The organism is Kiritimatiellia bacterium, assembly GCA_028715905.1.
Lineage (GTDB): Bacteria > Verrucomicrobiota > Kiritimatiellia > JAAZAB01 > JAAZAB01 > JAQUQV01.
Genome location: JAQUQV010000105.1, coordinates 1 through 4446, shown reverse-complemented (window position 1 = coordinate 4446; position 4446 = coordinate 1). Strand labels below are relative to the sequence as shown.

Sequence of the window (4446 nt, the reverse complement as noted above, 5' to 3'; positions counted from 1 at the left end):
TCAAGACGTCCGTTTTCATGAAATGTATGGGCGCAGTTTATAAAGTCCGCCCTTAAAAATCAATTAAAGAAATATCTTCGGTTAATCTTTTGCCCGCTTGATTTTTTTTTGTAATTTTAATATCGTTGGCGCATATGTACAAGGAACTGAAAACGCCGGTCCATTTCCCGGATGTGGAAGGCCTTATCCTGAAGGATTGGAGCGAAAAGGATATTTTCGGGAAATCGCTGAAAATCTCGGGCAGAGAGATGGTCTTTTACGACGGGCCGCCGTTCCCCACCGGCGCGCCGCATTTCGGCACAATTTTCGTTTCCATCCTGAAAGACGCCCTGGCGCGTTTTTTTACCATGGCCGGCTTTTCGGTGCCGCGGCGCTGGGGCTGGGACTGCCACGGCCTGCCGATTGAAAACGCGGTTGAGAAAAAACTCGGGATAAAGGGAAAAACCGAGATTGAAAAAAGTTTGAGCGTGGCTGAATTCAACCGGTCCTGCCGCCGGCTGGTGGCCGACTGCAACGCCGCCTGGGAGGAGTACATCCGTAAAATCGGGCGCTGGGTGGATTACCGGAACGCCTACCGGACCCTGGACCGGAATTATATGGAGTCGGTCATGTGGGTCTTTAAGCAGTGCTATGACAAGGGGCTCATTTACAAGGATTACCGCGTAACTCCCTATTGCTATCATTGCGAGACTTGCCTTTCCATTTCGGACATCCGCGAGTCCGATTCAACCCGGCCGAAACAGGACCCGGAGGTTATTGTAACCTTCCAGGCCGCGGATGATCCGCCCGGTCTGCCCGCTTCGGTGCGCGGAAAAACCTATTACCTGGCCTGGACCACCACGCCCTGGACCCTCATCTCCAACCTTGTCCTGGCAATCGGGAAAAATTACCGCTACGTTGCCTTTGAGCACGAAGATAGGGTTTTTATCATGGCCCGGGACCTGCTCCCGCGCTGGAAGGGGGTTTTCGGAAATGCCCCGAAAATCATCCGCGAGTTTGACGGGCGGGAACTGGTCGGCCGGAAATATGTCCCCGTTTATCCGCATTACCGCGACCTGGCCCGGGAGGGTTATTTCAAAATTCTGGCCGCCGATTTCGTTACCCTTGAGGACGGCGTCGGGATCGTCCATTGCGCGCCGGCGTTCGGCGAGGACGATTACTGGCTTTGCAAACGCCACGGCCTGGGCGTGAGGAATCCGGTGGATTCCAGGGGGTGTTTCACCGCCGAAATTCCAGAATTTGCCGGCCGCAACGTGCATGAAAGTAACCGTGATATCATCCGCTGGTTGAAGGACAACCATGTCCTGGTTTTTCACGGGACGATAGAGCACAACTATCCCCACTGCTGGCGCTGCCGCACGCCGCTCATTTACCGCGCGACCGACGCCTGGTATTTCGCGGTTGAAAAAATCAAGGATCGGCTGCTTGCGCACAACGAGGAAATCAACTGGGTCCCGGAACACGTCAAGCATGGGAGATTCGGCAAGTGGCTGGAGGGCGCGCGCGACTGGAACATATCGCGTTCCCGCTACTGGGGCACGCCGATCCCGGTCTGGGAATGCGCCGACCCCGCCTGCGCGGAACGGCTGGTGCCGGGCTCGCTCGCGGAAATCAACAAATACGCAAAAAAACCACTGGAAGACCTGCACAAGGAATTTCTGGATGAAGTAACGATCCCCTGTCCAAAATGCTCGCGCGCGATGCATCGCATCCCGGAGGTGCTGGATTGCTGGTTTGAATCCGGCTCCATGCCGTTCGGCCAGTGCCATTATCCGTTTGAAAACAAGGACTGGTTTGAAAAGCATTTTCCAGCCGATTTCATCGTGGAATATCCCGGACAGATCCGCGGCTGGTTTTATTACCTGCACATCCTGGCCGCGGCGCTCCTGGACCGCGCCGCCTTCAAAAACTGCCTCGTGCACGGCACCCTCCTCAGCGAGGAGGGCCATAAAATCTCAAAGTCAAAAAAGAATTTCACCGACCCGATGGAACTGATTGACAAATACGGGGCCGACGCCATGCGCCTTTACCTGTTGAATTCGCCCGCGGTGGTCATGGAGGACATGAACTTCAACGACTGCGGCGTGCGCGACCAGATCAAGCAGGTCCTTTTGCCGCTCTGGAACGCCTGCTCGTTCTTTGTCACTTACGCCAATATTGACGGCTACACCGGCGATCCCGGCAAAACACCGGATATTTCCAACTCGTTCCATCCGCTTGACCGCTGGATATTGGCCGTGCTTTACCGGGCTGAAAAAAAAGCGGGCAACGCCTTCCGGACTTTTTACCTGAACCAGAGCGTCGCGCCGCTGGTGGAATTTATTGGCGAATTGACCAACTGGTTCATCCGCCAGTCGCGCGAGCGTTTCTGGGGCAACGGCCTGACCCCTGAAAAAAAGGAAGCTTACGACACGTTCTATTACGTCCTGGTTTCGCTTCTTAAAATGCTCGCGCCATCGGCGCCGTTTGTCGCCGATTATCTCTACAAAATGCTGACCGGCGAAGAATCGGTCCACCTGTCGCCCTGGCCGGATATCCCGGAAAAATACCGCAATGACGGATTGATTGAGGAAACCGCCGCGGCGCGCAATATAGTTTCGCTTGGCCTGGCCCTGCGCCAGAAGACAGGCATCAAAACGCGCCAGCCTCTGCCGGCCGTAAAAATTTCCCTGCCGTCGGGCATAAAGCGCGAAGTTGTCAGCCGGCAGGCGCCGATGATCAGGAACGAATTGAACGTCAAGAACGTGGAATTTATTGAAGACCCGGCCGCAATTGCCGCCCTGCGCGTGGTGCCCAATCCGCGCGTTATCGGGCCCAAGTTCGGCCGGGACGTCCAGAAAATCATTGCGGCCGCCAAGGCTGGAAATGTCCGCGAGGAAAACGACAAAATCATTGTCCGCGAAAATTCCCGGGAATGGACGCTGGACAAAGCGGACGTTGAAATCTCTTATATCGGCCAGGGCGGCGACGTGCTTTGCCAGAACGGCGTCCTTGTCCTGCTGGATACATGCCTTTCGCCGGAATTGAAGGAAGAAGGCGTCGCCAACGAGCTGAACCGCGCCGTCCAGGTAATGCGCAAGGAGGCCGGTTACGCGGTCAGCGACCGCATTGCGATGGAAATAGAAGGCGAGCTGGACGAGAAATGGAAAAAACATATCGCCGGACTGGCGCTGGCCGTTCAGGCAGAAATTCCGGAAAAAGAGGCGGACCTTTCGCAACGGCTGGAAATAGAGGGGCGGAATTTCAGGGTTGCAATCAGGAAATAGCGCCGCCGTCCGGCGGCTTGCGCGCCTTGCGCCGCGTCGGGGCGATGTATGTTTTGCCGTCCGGAATCGCCGCACAGGGATGCGGTTTCCTCCCCCCTAATTAAATACCAATTTTTCCCTCTCCGTTTCCGGCGGCGATGAAATCAATGACCTCGTCCCACCATTTTTCGTCCGCCCCGGACGGCCAGGAGTTGTGGCCTGCGGAGGGAAAAACCATGAGATGTTTTTTACCGGCCAGGCTGTCAAACAGTCGCCGGCCGTGCCGGCGCGGGACGACTTCGTCATGCTCGGCCAGCAGGACAGCCACGGGGCCGTTATAGCCGCGCAGATTGTTGATGTTGTCGTAACGGTCGCGCGCGAGCCAGCGCGCCGGCAGATAGGGGTATTTGGCCTGCGCCAGCTCCGGCAAATCGGCCCAGGGCGTGATCAGGATCACGCCGTTGATCCAGGGTCTTTCTTTCGCGGCCGCGGCGGCCACGCCGCAGCCGAGCGATTCGCCGACGAGGCAAATAGGAAGGTTGAATTCACGGCGGGCCAGATCAATCGTTGCGAGGGCGTCGGCCACCAATGATTTTTCCGTTGTTTGGCCCGCCCGGCCGCAGTAACCGGGATATTCCGCCAGGATGACGCGCCAGCCGCGGCGCTCCAGGGCGTCCGTGAAATAAGTTCTGTCCAGCGCCGAGCCGGCGTTGCCGTGCCAGACCATGAAAATTCCTTTTGGTTCTTTTAGGGGTGTGCTGGAAACGAATCCCCGAAAATTTTCAATATCCGGCCAGGGGCGTAGGCCGAACCGGGTTGAGAATTCCGGACGGGAATTGTCCGGGAAATAGAGAAGCCGTTCCTGCGAAAAGTAGACCCATAATACCAGCGCAAGGTAACCGGCGGCCAGCAATGCCAGCGGCCAGAGCGGGTTGTTATAAATGAGCATGACGGAACGCATGACTTAGCGCCTTTAACACGAGCGGCCGCTGTGAAAAAAAAGAAAATTACAAGAACACACAATAAAAATATTCTCACAGAGCGCAATGAGAACGCAGCGGAACTCTGCCCTCGGTGTTCTCATTGAGAAACATCGTTATTCAGTTCATTTTGGGTTGGGTTGCGGGCATGGGCCGAATTGGGGGACGGCATATCAAGCGTTTTTCAGTTCGGCCAGCAGGCATTGAATAACGTCCGCGGC

2 protein-coding genes are annotated in these 4446 nt (G+C 56.2%); one reads left to right on the top strand and one right to left on the bottom strand.

Annotated features, from left to right (window positions below; translation table 11 throughout):
• Positions 1–134: 134 nt before the first annotated feature.
• Positions 135–3266, top strand: a complete 3132-nt coding sequence (gene ileS, locus PHP98_11740; protein ID MDD5484299.1) for an isoleucine--tRNA ligase — start codon at positions 135–137, stop codon at positions 3264–3266.
• Between the two features lie 100 nt (positions 3267–3366).
• Here ileS and PHP98_11735 read toward each other — a convergent pair whose 3' ends face one another.
• Positions 3367–4206 carry an alpha/beta fold hydrolase gene (locus PHP98_11735; GenBank protein ID MDD5484298.1) on the bottom strand — a complete coding sequence of 280 codons (840 nt, stop codon included), beginning with the start codon at positions 4204–4206 and terminating at the stop codon, positions 3367–3369.
• Positions 4207–4446 lie beyond the last annotated feature (240 nt).

What these genes read in the sequence shown, in the direction of transcription:
- ileS (MDD5484299.1), top strand. Translation starts at nt 135, where the DNA reads ATGTACAAGGAACTGAAAACGCCGGTCCATTTCCCGGATGTGGAAGGC.
- PHP98_11735 (MDD5484298.1), bottom strand. Translation starts at nt 4,206, where the DNA reads ATGCGTTCCGTCATGCTCATTTATAACAACCCGCTCTGGCCGCTGGCA.